This window comes from Zooshikella ganghwensis, from assembly GCF_018263875.1.
Lineage (GTDB): Bacteria > Pseudomonadota > Gammaproteobacteria > Pseudomonadales > Zooshikellaceae > Zooshikella > Zooshikella ganghwensis.
Window position 1 is genome coordinate 1 of record NZ_JAEVHG010000019.1, and the last position, 16944, is coordinate 16944.

15 protein-coding genes are annotated in these 16944 nt (G+C 40.8%); 8 read left to right on the forward strand and 7 right to left on the reverse strand.

Going from position 1 to position 16944, the window contains the following annotated elements:
- Positions 1–676 precede the first annotated feature (676 nt).
- From KHS79_RS20560 to KHS79_RS20575, 4 genes are all read left to right on the forward strand, one after another.
- Complete coding sequence (locus KHS79_RS20560; protein WP_212721474.1) at positions 677–2245, forward strand: OprD family outer membrane porin; 1569 nt, start codon at positions 677–679, stop codon at positions 2243–2245.
- Positions 2246–2407: 162 nt separating this feature from the next.
- Positions 2408–2674 carry a MoaD/ThiS family protein gene (locus KHS79_RS20565; RefSeq protein WP_027707760.1) on the forward strand — a complete coding sequence of 89 codons (267 nt, stop codon included), beginning with the start codon at positions 2408–2410 and terminating at the stop codon, positions 2672–2674.
- Between the two features lie 4 nt (positions 2675–2678).
- Complete coding sequence (locus KHS79_RS20570; RefSeq protein ID WP_212721476.1) at positions 2679–3479, forward strand: HesA/MoeB/ThiF family protein; 801 nt, start codon at positions 2679–2681, stop codon at positions 3477–3479.
- A gap of 198 nt (positions 3480–3677) precedes the next feature.
- Complete coding sequence (locus KHS79_RS20575) at positions 3678–4298, forward strand: type II secretion system protein N (protein ID WP_212721477.1); 621 nt, start codon at positions 3678–3680, stop codon at positions 4296–4298.
- Between the two features lie 29 nt (positions 4299–4327).
- On the opposite strand, the gene gspM is transcribed toward KHS79_RS20575, so the two are convergent.
- Genes gspM through gspD form a run of 4 tightly spaced genes read right to left on the reverse strand, consistent with a single transcriptional unit; the run spans position 4328 to position 9431 of the window.
- Positions 4328–4798 carry a type II secretion system protein GspM gene (gene gspM / locus KHS79_RS20580; protein WP_212721479.1) on the reverse strand — a complete coding sequence of 157 codons (471 nt, stop codon included), beginning with the start codon at positions 4796–4798 and terminating at the stop codon, positions 4328–4330.
- Positions 4795–5934, reverse strand: a complete 1140-nt coding sequence (locus KHS79_RS20585) for a GspL/Epsl periplasmic domain-containing protein (RefSeq protein WP_212721481.1) — start codon at positions 5932–5934, stop codon at positions 4795–4797. Before KHS79_RS20585 ends, gspM begins: the two co-directional genes overlap by 4 nt.
- A gap of 6 nt (positions 5935–5940) precedes the next feature.
- Entirely contained in the window at positions 5941–7488 is a 1548-nt protein-coding gene (gene gspE / locus KHS79_RS20590) for a type II secretion system ATPase GspE (protein ID WP_212721483.1), read from the reverse strand.
- The gene (gspD, locus tag KHS79_RS20595; RefSeq protein ID WP_212721485.1) at positions 7485–9431 is read right to left on the reverse strand and encodes a type II secretion system secretin GspD; all 1947 of its coding nucleotides are present in this window, start codon (positions 9429–9431) and stop codon (positions 7485–7487) included. The genes gspE and gspD overlap by 4 nt, the downstream gene beginning before the upstream one ends.
- Before the next feature lie 136 nt (positions 9432–9567).
- Here gspD and KHS79_RS20600 point away from each other — a divergent pair, with 136 nt between their 5' ends.
- The 3 genes from KHS79_RS20600 to miaA all read left to right on the forward strand — a co-directional run bounded on the left by KHS79_RS20600 (position 9568) and on the right by miaA (position 12390).
- Positions 9568–10239: an expansin EXLX1 family cellulose-binding protein gene (locus KHS79_RS20600; RefSeq protein WP_051311143.1), complete on the forward strand. Its 672-nt coding sequence runs from the start codon at positions 9568–9570 to the stop codon at positions 10237–10239.
- A 140-nt stretch (positions 10240–10379) separates the two neighbouring features.
- The gene (locus KHS79_RS20605) at positions 10380–11120 is read left to right on the forward strand and encodes an MIP/aquaporin family protein (RefSeq protein ID WP_094787298.1); all 741 of its coding nucleotides are present in this window, start codon (positions 10380–10382) and stop codon (positions 11118–11120) included.
- A gap of 295 nt (positions 11121–11415) precedes the next feature.
- A complete protein-coding gene (miaA, locus tag KHS79_RS20610) occupies positions 11416–12390 on the forward strand; it encodes a tRNA (adenosine(37)-N6)-dimethylallyltransferase MiaA (protein ID WP_212721488.1) in 975 nt (324 codons plus the stop codon).
- A 199-nt stretch (positions 12391–12589) separates the two neighbouring features.
- Here the strand turns inward: miaA and KHS79_RS20615 are convergent, their stop codons facing one another.
- A complete protein-coding gene (locus KHS79_RS20615) occupies positions 12590–13237 on the reverse strand; it encodes a DNA-3-methyladenine glycosylase I (protein ID WP_212721491.1) in 648 nt (215 codons plus the stop codon).
- Positions 13215–13664 carry a hypothetical protein gene (locus KHS79_RS20620; protein WP_212721494.1) on the reverse strand — a complete coding sequence of 150 codons (450 nt, stop codon included), beginning with the start codon at positions 13662–13664 and terminating at the stop codon, positions 13215–13217. The genes KHS79_RS20615 and KHS79_RS20620 overlap by 23 nt, the downstream gene beginning before the upstream one ends.
- A 108-nt stretch (positions 13665–13772) precedes the next feature.
- Here KHS79_RS20620 and KHS79_RS20625 point away from each other — a divergent pair, with 108 nt between their 5' ends.
- Positions 13773–14162, forward strand: a complete 390-nt coding sequence (locus KHS79_RS20625; protein WP_094787289.1) for a SirB2 family protein — start codon at positions 13773–13775, stop codon at positions 14160–14162.
- A gap of 59 nt (positions 14163–14221) precedes the next feature.
- On the opposite strand, the gene KHS79_RS20630 is transcribed toward KHS79_RS20625, so the two are convergent.
- Positions 14222–16903 carry a collagenase gene (locus tag KHS79_RS20630; RefSeq protein WP_212721496.1) on the reverse strand — a complete coding sequence of 894 codons (2682 nt, stop codon included), beginning with the start codon at positions 16901–16903 and terminating at the stop codon, positions 14222–14224.
- Positions 16904–16944 lie beyond the last annotated feature (41 nt).

Consider the following 16944-nt stretch of genomic DNA (forward strand, 5'->3'; position numbering starts at 1 on the left):
GAGCACTTGGATATTTGATAGTTTTACATTACCACGCTGAACAGGTAGCAAGTGTTCTATTATTTTAAATTGTTCTGTTGTAATTTCCATGAGCCTATTGTAACAGAATTAGTGTTAACAGGCCCTAACTTAAGAGGTAGTGGTTTGCTTTTTCTGGGGCAAAAGGAAATACTGAAAATCCAATTTTTGCTATATCCAATCAGCTCTAAAAGAACACTAATGGGATTTTTAATGATGATGGATTAGATCGAACAAAGGCATTATCCAGCCTTTGGGTTATATCAATAGTGTAGAGAGAAGTAGTTGGCAGTTATTCGATTCTCTTAGAATGTGCATGAAAAGCTACGACACTAATTGTGACCTATATGCTGTATATTTTATCTATATCTTTTAAAATACGCCGCGCAACAGTAAGTACTACACCTCAATCATACCTATAAAAATCAAATTAATTCGCCTGTTTTTAGTTAGTATTGAAATTACTGCTAATTATATTTTTGGCGAATATGAAATTGCATTAAATAAAAGAAGAGAATGTATAGAGAGCTTTTTAGACTCAGCTATATCCTTTAAACCCTGCGTTTAGGATATATAAGCTCAATTTTTGGTGAATAACTACAGACGAAATGATCATGTAGTTAGTATCATGGCCTGTTATGGACGGCAGTTGTAAACAATGTGGAACTTTCTTAAACGCTGGATTTTAAATAGCCATTTATCGACTACATTGGCTTTGCTTTTTTCCTTTAATATCTATGGATTGAGCTTTGATTCTCAATCGGTGAACAATTCACACTTTAATAGTGATCAAAAGCAAAATTCTTTTGATATTAGTTATGATAATCATTTTTTATCCAAAAATACTTCACAACGAAGTGAAATTTTTGACCTTGATGAGTGGGTGCATGGTTTAAAAATAGATTTTCAATCACGTTATTATTTAAATTTTATTGGAGTGGATGTATCTCTTGGTAGTGCGACCTATATCAACAATGGTATAGCCCAGGGTGGGAATAATAGCAATGGTTCAGGGAGCAATAATGTGGGGGTTGGTCAAAATCAGCAGCCAGGAACGGTTGAGGGAACCGGGGGGGAGCAAACATTTAATTATGTGAATGCAAGTTATGAAAGCCTGACAGGCGCATTAGGTGATGAAATTAAAACATGTAGTGCTAACCCAACTATAGGTTGTCAAAACATAGTGAATTCCACCAGTCAAGAGCGCGTTGACTACCTCCGTCAACCACAATTGGGTAACTCTTCTGTCAATGAAGTCTCTGCGGTAACCCAAGCTTACACGAAAATGCGTTTTGGCTCTGAGCAGCAACCATTTAATCTTCGTTTTGGCTTACAAAGTCTACATTTAGAAACGTTTTCTACTTCCGGGTCTTATGTACTGCCTAGCTCAGTATTTGGTACATTAATAAGTACTAACCTGTCTGGGGCTGATGTGTATTATGGGCGTTTTAATCAATATCATCAGCGAGGCTCAAGTCAGTTTATTCAGCCATTTACCAGCTACTCACAAGAACAGAGAGTGAAATACATTGATGTATTAGGCACCCAGTATACTTTTGAAAATGGCTTGGTAGGCCAATTTGAGATGGGGCGTGCAGGTAATCAGCTAAAAAAATACTTTGCCAAGCTTTATTACCTGATGGATGTAGCTGAAGGCATTTCATTGTCTCTTGATGGTCGGGTCGGGTTAGCACAGGGTAAACAAGCCTATGGTTATTATGACTGGCTTTCTCCTCTCAATCAGTTTTTCTATGTCCAGCATGAAGATTACAAAAGTCGTTATTACAATGTCACTGCCGCACTGCATACACAAAATAGCAAGCTCTACTTTGGCGTGAATAAAACTGAGTTAGCTGATTGGGGAAGTGGTTATTTTTATGATGACCAAAGTGCATTTAACTCCACATTAGCTTTGTATAAAAATTATAACCATAAAAATGAGTTGGCCTGGGTCATTGGCTTAGACTATGACTTTTCAGGTATAAAGTTACCAGGTCTTAATCTGGGAATTCATTATGCTCGAGGGAAGCGACCGGGTGAAGATATTGTCCTCGAACTGGATGAAAAAAATACTGAACAGGAAGTGGGTGGTTATATTGCTTATACCCTTCAGTCTGGCCTGCTTGAGGGCTTAACGTTAGGATGGCATTTTGCTCGGTGGCAGGGCTTTGAAAATAATGAAGAAAGTAGTCGTTTTCTTCTGACGTATAATTTGGCTGATTTTTAAGCAGTTTGGGTAAGTTGAGACTTAAACTTGCGATCGATAAAAGATTTGCCTAGCATATAGATCCGTCACATGCCGTATATACCCTTCGCGAATTCTGTTACCAGAGATGAGTGAAGGGTTAACGATTATTGGCTTTAAGGATCACATGGATAGGTGTATAACATGAAGTTAACGGTCTTTTTGCAAGGTCAGCTCCGTCATCTCATTGGTAAAGATGAAGTTGTTTTGTCACTTCCAACCCCTTCTCTCTCAGTGGCATTACATATGCTTTGTGAGCTTCCATTTGGCAGTCGCTTATTAGCGCAAGACGGCTCAATTTCTCCTAGCATCCTTTTTTTTCTTGGCGATCAGCAAATATGTGCAACTGATGATGTATCGTTCAAGCATGGAGATACGCTTACCCTGCTTTCTCCTATCTCTGGGGGGTAATGCCATGCAGCAAGAAAAGATTGACTTGTCTGATCAGACCAAAACATTGCCTGAATTGACGCCAGAAGAACATGCGATCTATGAATGGCAGATGTGGACGCCGGGTTTTGGTGAGTTAGGGCAACAAAAGTTAAAGTCCACGTCAGTACTGATTTCTCGAGTGGGAGGACTAGGCTCGATAGTTGCCTACCAGCTTGCTGCTGCAGGCATAGGTAAGTTAGTGCTGGCCCATGGTGGCCAAATTAAACCCTCCGACCTTAACCGACAGATTTTGATGACCTATCAAGGACTAGGCCAATCCAGGGTTGATTCGGCTAAAGAGCGGTTATTGCAGTTAAATCCCCGGCTTGATATTCAAGCATTTGATGAAAATATTAGCCGGGAAAACTGTGAGAGCATAATGGCCGAAGCAGACTTAGTCATTGATTGTGCTCCGCTATTTGCTGAGCGGTTTGCCATGAATGATGGTGCGCTTACTAAACGCATTCCGCTGATTGAATGTGCAATGTATGAGCTTGAGGCACAATTGACCACCATTATTCCAGGGAAAACGCCGTGCTTACGCTGTATTTACCCTGAAACACCACCCTTGTGGAAACGGGAGTTTCCTGTTTTTGGTGCGGTTTCTGGGACTGTAGGTTGTTTGGCGGCTATGGAGGCTATAAAGCTTATTAGTGGACTAGGCGCTCTACTCACTAACACACTGCTTACCATCGACTTACGAACCATGACAACGCGTAAGCTGCAGCTTAAACAAAGTCAACAGTGTCAATGTCAAGTGCTCACCAGCGCTCCACTTAGGTAGATTTTTTTATATAGTAGAATTACGCATATAAGGTGTCTTTTTATATTTCAAACTTATTGGTATTGGCTGGTGACTAACTTCACAAACAAGTTAATTACGCATTTGAGGTTGCAGCATAACACCGTATAGTGAGCGCCAATCATTTATGACGGGATATGTCATATTAATAAGACGCTTAGAGGTCGATGGATCATGTTAATGTCATCAAAAAAGCTTAAAACTTTAGACTATATTACTGCTTTGACAGTACTTTCCCTTGCCCTCACCTTTGCTTATTCTTCTATGTCAGTTAACTCTTTACAGTCTTCAGCATTAAGCTTTAATTTAGCTTTAGATACTGCATCTCATCAGGATACGGCCGTTCAACCATTAGCTTCCATCAATACTGAAATACCAACCGATTTATTTGGCGTAATCACCCAAGAGAAAAAAATAACTACACCCAAAATAGAGCCTAAAGAGACTAAGCTTGCGCTTACATTAGAAGCAGTGTTTCATTCATCGAAAGAGGCAGATTCTGTTGCTGTTGTTAAAGTGAATAAAAATGAAGAAAAGCTGGTTAAAGTGGGAGACGAATTACAAGCAGGTATAATTGTCAAAAATATTAATAAAAATCAAATCGTTTTTTCCCATAATGGAAGCCTAGAACGCTTAGCTATGGCAGATTATGATCATGGAAGCCATGCTGGTTCAATGGTCGCTTACCAGCCTACAACAAATGCAAAGAGAACAGCACAAGCGCCATTAAACCTCGCAGGTAAAATGACTCAAGAAGAAAAAATACGAGCGCGATTGCTTAATCTTCGTTCTAGCCTTTAGTCTACAGTTAAACGCTTATTAAACAGGTTCTAATAAAGCGCCACGCGAATATTCACCTTGCCACTTTGCTGACGGTCAACAGAAAGGCTTTTAATAACTAGCATATCTTGCTGTGTTAACTGCTGAAGCCAGCTCATACTTGCATTAAAAGGGACATTATTGAACCACACAGTGAGTTGCTCTTCAGCAGGTTCAACTCGCTGAATCGTTAATTTTAATTCCTCTGCTCGTTTGATTATCTGTTGGCGTTTTTGGGTAAGACTTACCAAATGTTGTGTTGTTTTTTGTTGTTGGCTGATTTTTACTAATTGTTGTTTGTGCTGTAAAACATAATGTGCATTTTCTTGCCAGGACTGCCACTCTTTATTTGCTGAATCTACAGCATTAAATGAAGGTAGAATGATGTAGTCAATTAAAATATAAAGAAAAATAAAAAAGCCTAGAAACCTTAAGGCATTTTTTTCCTGTAGTGAGAGTCCATTCCAGTACGCTTTAATCATAGCACCATACTCATGTACACAATGGCTTTAACGCCTTCATTTTGCTGGTTTGCGGACTTGAGCTCTATAGAAATATTTTGTTGCTTACTGGCTTGCTCGATAAACTGATCAATAGTTTTAATTGTACTTGCTTGTAGCACCACATTGATTCCGCGATCTTCATGAAAATTAAGTGACTGTAATGAAACACTGGTTTTAGGTAATTGTGTTATTGAATGTTGAATGTGCTTTAACAAGACAAATAGCGGCTGCTTTTTGGGACTTCTGCGATTTATGAGTCGTTCTAGCTGTAACTTAGGCTCGGTAAACTCAATGTCAGGAAAAAGCTTGCGAGTAAATTGTATGGTTTCATCTTGTAGAGCGATTGTTTTTTGCTTAATTTGATATGCCTGCCAGTAATTAAAGCCAGTGATCGCCAATAAAACAATGAGTGAAGCCACCAGTGATGTGCGAAACTGTCTTATCAATGAGGGTGTTACAGTGCCTTCACCGGAAAATGGTTTTACTAAGTCTGATCGATGTTTAGCATACATATCCAGCAGTTGTTGGAAGTACTCATTATCATCCAAAGCAACAGGCACAGTATTTTCTAATTCAGCAAATAAACCTAGGAGTTGTTTGTCATTGGGTAAACAAGTAAACCCTTTACTGCAGTTTATAATATAGTGGTTGTTTAGCTGGATTAGCTGCCACCCTAAAAGGCAGGTAAAGGGTGATTCTGGCAGTACTGTGCAATTTGGTAACGGTACTAAGGATAGCAGTTGTTCAAGACAGGATTTTTCTATTGCACAAATACATAAATAGGTTTTATCAGCGCTGTAGTATATAGAAAAAACATAGTGTTCAAGCGTGCCACATAATTTTTCCTCAATTAAAAATGGTGCTGCTTGAATATTGTGCTTTATGTTTTTTGAGGGAGGCTCACTAAACCAAACAATGGTATGGGGGAGAGGAAAAAAAATAATTACTTCCTTTAAGGTAGCTAAGGCTACATTCTCACTTAGTTCGCTCAATAAGCATTGGTTATACTGTATTTTCTTATCATGCCGGTCATCAATAGCATAGAAAACCGGTTGTTCAATGAGTTCATTGAAAGATTTAGGCTGTAAGGGAAAACGAATATAAAGCTTGCTCATGATTCGTTAACGATCCTGAGTTACTCGCATAACTTCTTCAAGTGTCGTAATTCCCTGCCTCACCTTACCTAAACCATCATTTCTAATCGATAAACTATGCTGATGAGCATAGGCTTGCATGTCTTGTTCTGCGGCCTGTTCGTAAATCATTTTTTGCAATACGTGATCTACCATAATAATTTCATAAATGGCAAGGCGCCCACGAAAACCTGACATATTACACTGATCACAGCCGACTGGAATGTAAAGAGCAAAGGATACATCAGTATCTGCAAGTCCGAATTGTTCACGAGCCAAAGGCGATGCAGGTTGTTGTTGCTTGCACTGATCACATAAGCGCCTCACTAGCCGTTGCGCAATTAAACCAATTAAACTGGTCGCTAATAAAAATGCTTCAATGCCCATATCACGCAATCGCGCGATAGCTCCAATGGCTGTGTTGGTATGTAAAGTCGATAAGACTAAATGACCTGTTAAGCTGGCTTGGACAGCAATATGGGCAGTTTCACCATCACGAATTTCTCCAACCATAACTACATCAGGGTCTTGTCTTAAAATTGAGCGTAACCCTCGTGCAAACGTCATATCCGTTTTGGGGTTCACCTGGGTTTGGCCAACACCTTCAAGATAATACTCAATAGGGTCTTCTACGGTTAAGATTGTCCGACTTTCTGTGTTTAAAGTGCTAAGTGCGGAATAAAGTGTGGTGGTTTTGCCTGAACCTGTTGGCCCTGTTACCAGAATAATGCCATGTGGCGCGTGGAGTAATTTACTAAAGTCCTGAAATGGCTGTTGTTCCAAGCCAAGGTTGTTGATATCCAGTCGACCAGCTTGTTTATCCAGCAAGCGGAGGACAATACGCTCATTAGCAGTTGCTGGTAATGTTGAAACCCGGATATCCACTTCACGACCGGCAATTTTGAGAGAAATTCGGCCATCTTGCGGAATGCGCTTTTCAGCAATATCGAGCTTGGCCATAACTTTAATGCGGGAAATCAGCAAGGGGGCCAGCTGTCGTTTAGGTTCAAGAACTTTACGCATTACCCCATCAACCCGAAAACGGATAACAACACGTTTTTCAAAGGTTTCAATATGAATATCGGAGGCTTGTTCATGGATAGCTTGCGATAGTACCGCATTAATTAAACGAATAATCGGGGCGTCATCCTGTTGTTCTAAAAGATCTTCACTTTCTGGCACTTGATCCGCCAGCTGCGCCAGATCCACATCATCTCCCAGTTCTTCCATTGCCTCACGGCTTTCTGCGGGACCTTGGTATAGCTTACTTAGTAATGCAGTAAAGTTTGCTTCTGAAACCTGGGCATACTCTAAAGCTTGCGTATTGGGCTGCGGGTCGTGTTTTAACTCATTAATAGCAATACGCAGTAGTTCACTATGCACCGCAGGACATAAAAATGCTTTGTACGTACACAACAGTGGCGCTGCTTCAGCCTGCTGAATAAGCAATACACCATGCCGTTTAGCGTAACTGTAGGGTACGACAGGATCTTGAACGTAACCTGACAGTGCTGCTGGGTCAATTTCATGGATCATGGCTTATTATTCGACTTAGTAGAGGTGTTATTGGAACTCCTATAAGCATTACCAAACCGTGATGCTTCAAAGCGTTTAAATACCTCATCCAAACGCTGTTGGAATGGTTGATTATTTGATTTTAGGTTCTGATAGCGAGTCTGTGTGATGTGTTTAACTTGCTTCTTGTTTTGAATAATCGTCGGGCGAAGAAATACCATTAAATTACGTTTTGATTGTTTAGTGCGTTCGCTTTTAAATAAATAGCCAATCACCGGTAAATCCCCTAAAAAAGGGACTTTGACTTCATCCTCTTCCTGCTCGTCACTGATTAAGCCTCCAATAACGAGCACAGTGCCACTTTCAACTAAGACACGGGTTTTGATAGAACGCTGATTAGTAATAATATCTGAGGCTTGGGTGGAATCCGTGACACTGGATATTTCTTGGAAAACTTCAAGAGTGACGGCATCACCTTCATTTATTTGTGGGGTAATTTCCAATTGAATACCGACATCTTTACGTTCAATGGTTTGGAATGGGTTGGATGTACTGGATGACTCGCTGGTGGATCGTCCTGTTACAAAAGGAACGTTCTGCCCTACTGTGATTTTAGCTGTTTCATTATCCAGGGTTGATACGGTTGGGGTTGATAAAATATTCACGGCATCATCACTTTGCAGTGCACGAACCAGAGCGCGCAGTGAACCGTTATGGTAAATACCCAATGACAGCCCTGAACCGAGGCTCACAGGATCACCTGGAAAAACATCTAATGATTCAATATTGTTGAGTGGGTTGCGAGTTCCACCAAATACACCCTCATTATTTAATGCACCAGGTGATGTATTCCATTGAATACCCAGCTCATGACTGGTTTCTTCCCCAACCTCTACGATCAGTGCTTCAACCATTACTTGAGCACGTCGAATATCAAGCTTACGCACCACACTCTTGAATTTTGCCATCAAGGGTGGTGGTGCAGTGATAACTAATGCGTTGGTACTGTCATTGGCTTGAATAGATATTTCCGCACGCTCAATACCAATATCTTTTTGTTCTTTTTTAAAACCTCCGGCCAGGTTTTGCAGTATAGGTGCCACCTCTGAAGCTTTAAGATAATAAAGATAGACGACTTCAGTATCACCACTGCCTGTTTGTGGCTTATCAAGTAAGGCGATAACATTTTTTAGTTGTTGTTTTTTTACCTGTTCACCGACAAGTAAAATACTGTTGGTTCTGTCATCTGCTGCAAAGCTAACCCCTAGTGCTTGGGAGGTATTTGCACCTCCACCTTTAGGTACCAGGTTAGTTAAAATGCCCACAATAGCCTTGGCTTCAGCGTGTTTCAATGTAATTATTTCAACATCTAGCCCCCCTTGTTGATCAATGTGTTGGATAATTTTGAGTAGTTGATCAATGTTGGCTATACGGTCTGATAAAATTAAAGCATTACTTTCTGGGTATGCGACTAACAAGCCTGACTGGGGAATAAAGGGTTTTAATAAACTGGCAAGCTTATCAGCAGCAATATTTTTTGGTTTGAGTACACGTACTACCATTTGATCGTGTTGAGGAGATGAGGGTGATTGGTCGATCATGGGCAGAGCTGAGTGCTTAGCCTGAGTATCAGGAATAATTTTGATGACCTGGCCAGTGGTAACGGCGGTAAAATTGTGTACTTGTAGGACAGATAGAAAAACTTGATAGGCTTCTTCTGGCGTTAAAGCCTCATGAGAAATAACATTGATTTTGCCTTTTACGCGTGGATCAATCACAAAGTTTTTAGCTGTACGTTCAGCAATCCACTTAATAAACGTACGTATATCAGTGTCCTGCATATTGATAGTGACCGCTTCACTACTGACTTCAGTGTCAGTGTTAGCAGGAACCCCGACTAAAGGGTTTATCACAAAAAATGCACAAACTAATCCGCAAAAAAACTTCAAAGTACACAACTTCATAGAACTACATACCCTTTACCAGTAACATGCAGCACTTCATTTTGTCAGGGTATTGCCTGGATAAGCCATTGATTTCAGGTTAGCAATAAGGTTCTGGTATAGCCAATTAGTCAGTGTTGGTGTTGTGGGGTATTGAATGAGCGGTATACGACAATATTTGAGCTATGCGTCACTTTTATTATTGATGATTACTATTAATCAGTCTTACGCGAGTGCCTGGTATCAGCAGACGTATAAAGGTCAAGCAAGTTATTATCATGCTAATGGTACAGGCAACTGTAGCTTTTCACCCTCCCCGCAAAATCTCAATGTTGTCGCATTAAATAATCGTGATTACCAACGTTCTAACAGTTGTGGTGCTTTTATTGAAGTAGAAGGTCCCAAAGGTAAGGCAATTGTCCGTGTGGTTGATCGGTGCCCAGGGTGTAAGCCTGGTGGTTTGGACTTAAGTAAACAAGCCTTCCAACAAGTAGCGGATTTACGGCAAGGTCGTGTCCCCGTTCGCTGGCGATTTATACCTGGTAATGTCACTGGTAATATTCAAGTGAAGTTTACAAAAGGTACAGGGGGACGTTTTTTAGCACTGACTGTATTAAATCATAAGTACCCAGTACGTTCAGTCGCTTTACGCAATGGACAAGGCCAGTGGTTTGAGCTTCAACGAAAGCCTTACAATATATTTGTTCGCCGTGCACGCTTTGGTCAAGGCCCTTTTACTCTGAGGTTAACAGATATACGTAATGAAGTGCGTTTAACACCAATACATATCAAACGTGGCCAACATGTAACAACAGAGGTGCAGTTTTAACTATAAAATATTGTTTCTTATCCCATTTGCAGGTTAAATGTGCGTTGCAAGGATTGACGATAACTGTCGTATAAAAGTTGTTCAATAATAATAGCCCCATATTAAAAGAATAATGGGCGATCCTGCTTGGGAGAATAATAATGACACCGTTTATTGCAGAATTAATAGGAACGTTCTTTCTTATACTACTAGGTGCAGGCGTAGTTGCAAATGTGAGTTTACAGAAAACCATTGGCCATAATGCGGGTTGGATTGTCATTACATTTGCATGGGGGTTAGCCGTTTTTACTGGCGTAATTGTTGCCGGACCTCATAGTGGCGCTCATTTAAATCCTGCGGTAACAGTTGGTTTAGCCATTGCTGGGTTGTTTCCCTGGTCATCTGTCATAACTTACTGTATTGCACAAATGTTAGGTGCTGCCTTAGGAGCTTCTGTCGTCTGGTTAATTTATAAAGACCACTTTGACGCCACTGAAGATGACCAAACCAAACTGGCTGTTTTCTCGACAGGTCCTGCCATACGTAACCTTCCCAGGAATTTTTTATCCGAATTGGTGGGTACCTTTGCTTTGGTTTTTGTCATCTTATATATGGCAGGACCCAGTCTGCAGCTGGATGGTTTAAGTCAGGCGAAGATTGGCTTAGGGTCTATAGGTGCACTTCCTGTGGCATTATTAGTAGTGGTTATTGGTATGTCACTGGGAGGAACAACTGGCTATGCGATTAATCCCGCCAGAGACTTAGCGCCGCGGTTAGTATATTCAGTTTTACCCATTGCAGGTAAAGGCAGTAGTAACTGGAGCTATGCGTGGGTTCCAGTGTTAGGACCTTTAACGGGAGCAGGGATCGCCAGTATGCTCTATTTGCTGCTTTCCCATTAACTAAGTTAAAGTTAAGTCTTCTCTTCTAACAGTAACCTCTGACGTTAATACTTATGGCTAGAGGTTACTGCACTTCCTGCAACTTTTGCTCAAAGCCTGCATAACTCCCATCGAACTACAGACTTTGTTTACCACTGGTATACATTAGAATATTAAGCACGCAGCCTATTGGTATACTCTTTATCTGCATTTAACTCTTTCGATAGCACTTGCCTCAGTATAAATAACTTTGTTAAGTTAGCTGGCGCAGTACACCCTGTTTATTAAATTGACTTTGATAGAGATTTTCCTGGTCATGCCTTCTTCCCTCGACTCGACTCGTTTTGCTGCTGTGCACAACAATCCTGATCAAATCAATCTTATTGTGGTGCTAGGACCTACCGCTTCAGGTAAAACACATTTAGCGGTGCAATTAGCAGGTTGGTTGCAAGGAGAAATTATTTCAGCTGACTCACGACAAGTGTATCGTGGTATGGACATTGGCTCAGGTAAAGATCTAGAGGAATATGGTTCCTGTCCTTATCACTTAATTGATATTGTGAACCCTGGTGATGAATACAATGTTCATCGTTATCAACGGGATTGCTTTAGTGTTATACAAGGCTTATGGCAAAAAAACTCCTGGCCTGTGATGGTTGGTGGTACAGGTTTATATATTGAGTCAGTGATCAACGGTTATCGCTTTGTTGATATTCCAGAAAATCCAGAACTTGATGAGGAGCTTAAGGATCTTTCAATTGAGCAATTACAGCAACGACTGCTTACATTAAGTCAACATCGCCAGCAACCATTACATAATTCGTCTGACTTACAGCACCGTGCTCGCTTGGAACAAGCGATTAAAATTGCAGAGGCTGAATTGGCAGGCTTCTCTGTACCTAAATTACCCACCATTAATCCCTTATTAATAGGTATACGCTGGGATCGACCTACTCTACGTAAGCGTATTACTGAACGCCTAATGCAGCGGCTCAACAATGGCATGATTGAAGAAGTGGAAGGCTTACTGCAACAGGGGGTGACCCACGAAATGCTGGATTGGTGTGGTCTTGAATATCGATTTGTCAGTTTATATTTGCAAAACCAGTTGAACTTTAATGACATGAAGCAAAAGCTCAACTCGCAAATCCACCAGTTTGCCAAGCGGCAAGATACCTGGTTTCGTCGTATGGAGCGTCAAGGGTGGACTATTCACTGGCTAGAGGCTAAACAGGATATTACCCAACAACTGCAGTCTGTTTTAACGCAAAATCAGTTATATATGCCTTAAGTATCAAATAAAAGTCTAAGCTTTTGATGTGGACATAACAGCGCTTTATCATTTAATAAATATTTTTTATTGATTAAGTGTATTCAAGTAATCATGCCCCTAAGTAAAGTTAAAAAGTTTGCTTTACTTAGTCCTTAGAATTCTTTATTTAATTATTTTTTGTATTAAAGTTTTAACTCATGTTTTTTATCTGATTTTATTAAGTAAATTCTTTTCCTAACTCTTGACACTCCTGGTGCTGAGGACACATCACCAGATGGTCGTTGATCATACCTACCGCTTGCATAAATGCATAGCAAATGGTGCTACCGACAAATGAAAAACCGGCTTTTTTAAGTGCCTTGGACATTGCGTCAGACTGGGGAGTATTTGTGGGGGCTTGATCCAAGCTTTGCCAGTGGTTTTGAATAGGACGTCCATCGACAAATTGCCAAAGAAACTCACTGAATGATACGTTACTGGATTGGATAGCCAGAAATCCGCGCGCATTTTTGATGATTGATTCAACTTTAAGCCGATTTCTGACAATACCTGGATTTTGTAAAAGTTGTTCAACTTTCTGTTGATTATAGCGAGCGATAATTTCTGGGTTAAATTGGTCGTATGCAACTTCGTAATGTTGTTGCTTTCGTAAAATAGTAATCCAGCTTAATCCGGCTTGTTGTCCATCCAAGCAGAGTTTGGCAAAGAGTTCTTGATCATCTTTAACAGGACGCCCCCAGACTTCATCGTGATAACTGACATAGAGTGGATCGGTACCACACCATGGGCAACGTTGAGGCTCATTGCTTGCAGCGATGGATGCCTTTGAAGCTTTAGATTTTTTATGCGTCGTTTGTTTTTTCATTTTTTTCATCAACCAACTGATTACTGCAATAGTCGCCTAATTGGGTCAACGTAGAGATACAAGCTTGCCCTGACTGGTTTTGCTCAGCACAAAATGTCGTCGCCCAAGTCACCATGGTTACACTACCCTCTTGGTATGGGATTGATTGACAAAAGACTTGAGTATCCTGGGTATTATCAAAGCATACTTGCATAAATAGTTGTGCTTTTATTAAACAACTCATACCAAATGAACCACAATCACCAGCTTGTTTGGCAGACTCTGTTGCGCAGTCTGATGCTGTACGGTTTTCTGCAAATTGAGTTGCATAATCCATCATCTCAGTAAAGTCATCTTCCTGACTTTTAATCCAGGACGTAAACCACCAAACACCAATACCCGCTAGTACCACAATGACGAGCAAGATACCCAAGATCCACTTAACCATATTGCCTCTTGTATCTGTTTTGATGGATTGACATATTTGTCATGAGCATGTTGTATACGGCTAAATCAGACGCTTTTTATATCAGTAAAGTGAAGCTAAGGCGAATTAATGAGTTACCTTTTGTGGAAACATATTCATTTAACCTGTGTGGTCCTAACCTTTATTTCATTCAGTGTACGAGCCTATGGCATGCTGACGGTGTCGCCTTGGCTCAATAGCCGTATAGCACGAATTTTACCACACATTATTGATACAGTGTTGTTAGTGAGTGCCATCGTTTTGACGATAATACTGCATCAGTATCCTTTTGTTTATGGCTGGCTAACGGCAAAAGTCTGTGCATTAATTGTTTATATTCTATTAGGTACAGTTGCGTTAAAACGCGGTAAAACCTATCAGCTAAGGCTGTTTGCACTTATTGGCGCATATTTAGCCTTTTTTTATATAGTGGCTGTGGCATTAACACGTAGCCCCAATTTAGGTTTACTGCCATTCTAAAAAGCAAAAGGCGACTGCAGGTAAGCTGCAACCGCCTTTTATTGTTGCTTTAAAACAGGTTAGTTACGGCGTGGTGGTCTTGCTGTACTATAGCGACGTTGCTGTAGTGGAGAATGCGCTAAACTATCCCGTTTGTGATATATGGTTGCCGCTTGTAAATCACTGGCTACATAACGGTCAGCTGCAATCATAGGACTTGATTGTGTAAGTTTGCTATCGCGCCACGTAGTGAATTTATCACCAAAGTGTTCACCCAATTTTCCTAAACGCTCTTTGTAGATTGCTGAGTCTTTTTCACGTAAAGCACTGGCCAGATCTAAGTATTGTGTAGGAGTGTTTTCATCTAAATACCAGTGGAGTAAGTAAGACCAGCGATAGACCATATCATCACCCTGATCATACGACGTTTGTGCGATATCGGTAAAACCTGGACGGCGTGCAGGTGTATAACGTTGCATAACACTCATACCACGTTTGTTGCTTTTACCATGGGCCATATATTCTGCCAAGCCTTCTGCCCACCAAGTGGTCAATTGCAGTGGGTGATGACCAAAACGACCATACTGGTTGAAACGGCTATCCAGATAGTGCACATATTCATGACGTAAATTCCAGACTTGCCATTCACTTAAGTCATGGCGTTCATAAGCATAGAAACGTGCCTGATTACCTTTTTTAGAAGGATCACCCTCTATATAGATACCTCCATTGTCAGTGGACACCTGGAAAAGCACACCACCGTATTTATGCCAGTCATCTGGACTGTCAAAAATCACCAGCTCTAAGTTTGAGTTATAGTCATCAGCAACAGGCTGCTGTTTAGTTGAGCTGGTGAACTTCTGATGGAAGGTGGCTTCCATATCTTTTAGTTCACTACAGATGTAGCCCAGTTGTGCTGTGGTTAACTCTTGCGCTTTGACTTTAAGTGTGGAGCTACAGGTATGCTCAACAGGTAGTATTTCATCAACTTTGTAAATATGACACAGACCAGAGAAGTCTTTTTCGCAAGCTTCCTCTGCCGTAGTATTACGATCATAATAACGTGTTTTATTTACGTAGTAGACGTAAAAGTTACTTTTTAACTCTTCCTGGTCTGCATAGTGTTGATATTGGCGTACTAAATTTGCTGCATAATTATCAAGTTGCTTATTCCAGTCGGAATCATCACGTAAATACAAATTTCCCAGAGCTTCAATGGCATTAAAGAGTACGAATGCATCTTTACCTTGCCAAAGCCCTTGTTCGCTTCCCCCTAGTTTGGCAACACGTTCTGCGAGATTGGCTTGTTTAACCTTTTCTTTCACTGACTTATAAGCAGTTTCGCGCATATTTTTCGAGTGATAACCCAACTCATCAACAATATTAAGGGTCTCGAAAATGCTGTCGGCATGGCGCTTAATCTTACTGATGCCATCCTGCTGAAAATGAGTCAATAGCTGAGCAACAACATCAATATGTGATAAGAGTTGTTCTGCGATGCGAGCTTGTCGGAATAAACCGCTTAGTGCGACAACGTAACCTTCTTGAACGGCAGCTGCTGATTCCTGGTTAGTATAAAAGTCTGACATTTGTGTTACAGCCAGAAGCGCATTATTAAGTAACGCTAAATCTGCAACAGGTATTTCCTTCATATTTCCATAGTAATTGAAGGCACGGATGTAATAGAGCAATTTGTCTAAATCACCATCTGTGGTATCACCGTTGCGTGCAAGAAAGTCGATAGCAAGTGCTACATCATGCAAGCGATTAGTGGCACCATGGTTAAATGTTGGAGAAAAAAAGTCATTACTTAGCACTTCTTTTACATTGGCAGAGAAATCGTCTTTTGATCGATACTGGTCAATAGGTTTTTCGGGGGTTTTGGTCGTAGGCGTTGATGGTTTATTTGGTGATTTATTACCAACTGTAGGCTGCTTAGGTTCTGTTGGCTGTTTTGTTGTTGGTTTTTTAGCAACAGGTGTCGTAGGTTGTTTTGGGGTATTTGGATTATTGGTGGTGGGTGTCGTGGGCGATACAGGTTGTGTAGGTTTGAGGTCTACATAATTAAGCATTAATTGTACGGTGGCAATTTTAGATGTGCTTTGACCATCCGACACTTGAAACTTAAATTCATCATAATTCGCTTGGTTACTTTGAGGAGTATAGGTATAGCGGCCGGTTTTACGGTCAAGTTTAAGCTTTCCATGTTTAGGTGCTTGTACTACCTGAAAAGTCATTTGATCCCGGTCTTTATCTTGAGCCCAGACATGGCTGTGATGAGGAGCAAAAGACGTCAGTTGTTCAGCCTGGCCCCTTGCTTCAGGTGCTTGGTTGTTACTGTTATTAGTGTTGTTTGTATGTTTAGGGTTGGTGGGCTGTTCTGGCTGTTTCGTATGGGTGGTTGGTTTATTGGTTTGCTTAACCGTAAAGTTAAGTTGGACGGGTGCTGATGCAGACCACTGCTGTCCATCAAATACCCGAAAAGAAAACTCGTCATAATCTGTGGACTGACTTGGCTCATAGGTATAACGACCAAGTTTGGGGTCTAATGTAACCTTACCATGCCGTGCAGGTTTGACGATTTCAAATGTCAGTGTTTGACCTTCTGGGTCTTGTCCCCATACCCAGCTTTGATGCTTACCTGCTTGACGAATGGTTTCACTTTGACCGCGCACTTCAGGTGCTTGGTTAGCAGCCCATACTGCTACAGATAACTGACTAAGACCCACTAATAACACTGTGGATATTGATTTATGTACCATGATGCAATTCCTGCTATTTCTATCTATACCCTTTGTTAACG

Excerpts from the sequence above, each read along its gene's own strand:
- KHS79_RS20560 (WP_212721474.1), top strand. The coding sequence starts at position 677 with ATGTGGAACTTTCTTAAACGCTGGATTTTAAATAGCCATTTATCGACT.
- KHS79_RS20565 (WP_027707760.1), top strand. The coding sequence starts at position 2,408 with ATGAAGTTAACGGTCTTTTTGCAAGGTCAGCTCCGTCATCTCATTGGT.
- KHS79_RS20570 (WP_212721476.1), top strand. The coding sequence starts at position 2,679 with ATGCAGCAAGAAAAGATTGACTTGTCTGATCAGACCAAAACATTGCCT.
- KHS79_RS20575 (WP_212721477.1), top strand. The coding sequence starts at position 3,678 with ATGTCATCAAAAAAGCTTAAAACTTTAGACTATATTACTGCTTTGACA.
- gspM (WP_212721479.1), bottom strand. The coding sequence starts at position 4,798 with ATGATTAAAGCGTACTGGAATGGACTCTCACTACAGGAAAAAAATGCC.
- KHS79_RS20585 (WP_212721481.1), bottom strand. The coding sequence starts at position 5,934 with ATGAGCAAGCTTTATATTCGTTTTCCCTTACAGCCTAAATCTTTCAAT.
- gspE (WP_212721483.1), bottom strand. The coding sequence starts at position 7,488 with ATGATCCATGAAATTGACCCAGCAGCACTGTCAGGTTACGTTCAAGAT.
- gspD (WP_212721485.1), bottom strand. The coding sequence starts at position 9,431 with ATGAAGTTGTGTACTTTGAAGTTTTTTTGCGGATTAGTTTGTGCATTT.
- KHS79_RS20600 (WP_051311143.1), top strand. The coding sequence starts at position 9,568 with ATGAGCGGTATACGACAATATTTGAGCTATGCGTCACTTTTATTATTG.
- KHS79_RS20605 (WP_094787298.1), top strand. The coding sequence starts at position 10,380 with ATGACACCGTTTATTGCAGAATTAATAGGAACGTTCTTTCTTATACTA.
- miaA (WP_212721488.1), top strand. The coding sequence starts at position 11,416 with ATGCCTTCTTCCCTCGACTCGACTCGTTTTGCTGCTGTGCACAACAAT.
- KHS79_RS20615 (WP_212721491.1), bottom strand. The coding sequence starts at position 13,237 with ATGAAAAAACAAACGACGCATAAAAAATCTAAAGCTTCAAAGGCATCC.
- KHS79_RS20620 (WP_212721494.1), bottom strand. The coding sequence starts at position 13,664 with ATGGTTAAGTGGATCTTGGGTATCTTGCTCGTCATTGTGGTACTAGCG.
- KHS79_RS20625 (WP_094787289.1), top strand. The coding sequence starts at position 13,773 with ATGAGTTACCTTTTGTGGAAACATATTCATTTAACCTGTGTGGTCCTA.
- KHS79_RS20630 (WP_212721496.1), bottom strand. The coding sequence starts at position 16,903 with ATGGTACATAAATCAATATCCACAGTGTTATTAGTGGGTCTTAGTCAG.